Raw genomic sequence first — 530 nt, 5'->3', positions numbered from 1 at the left:
GCGTCCGGTGCAGATGAGCTGATCGCTCCTGCCTTCACCGCTGCATCAAAGAGCATTGCACCCTTCTCGGAACAGACCTCAACAAACGTTGCTTTGCCAGCCTTATCGCCGACAACACCCCAGTTACCACATGCAAGATCGCACTGGCGCGGGACCTTCGTCTCGCAGCGCTGACAGTTCTTGCGGCGGCCGTAGCCCTCCTCCTCGAGCTCGTCAATTGCGATACCCTTGTGCTGACCGTCCGCGGTCATAATGATGAACTTACCCTTGTCGATCTCCTCTTTCACGACAGAGTTCGGGTCAACCCCGTACTTCTCGGCAATCATTTTGCGTGCCGGCTGCGGAGAAACCGATCCACCGCAGTTCAGACCGATCGAGATAACATTATCCAGATTGATCTGCTGGCGTTTCGCAAGCTCGAGCAGTGCCTTTGCATCGCAGCCCTTACAGGTAACTGCGACCTTAATGTCTTTTGCACCGTTCAGATACTTCTTGATCAGTTTCGGCATCAAGAGCGTACCGCAGTGCAG

General features: G+C 54.9%; 1 protein-coding gene. It reads right to left on the bottom strand.

The genetic code is table 11. From position 1 onward, the window contains the following. Positions 1 to 530: Coenzyme F420 hydrogenase/dehydrogenase, beta subunit C-terminal domain (locus McpAg1_RS09595; protein ID WP_338095088.1), on the bottom strand; the 530-nt coding region annotated here is incomplete at both ends.

Source organism: Methanorbis furvi (assembly GCF_032714615.1).
Lineage (GTDB): Archaea > Halobacteriota > Methanomicrobia > Methanomicrobiales > Methanocorpusculaceae > Methanocorpusculum > Methanocorpusculum furvi.
The sequence above is the reverse complement of the archived record's forward strand: the minus strand, read 5'-3'. Positions and strand labels throughout refer to the sequence as shown.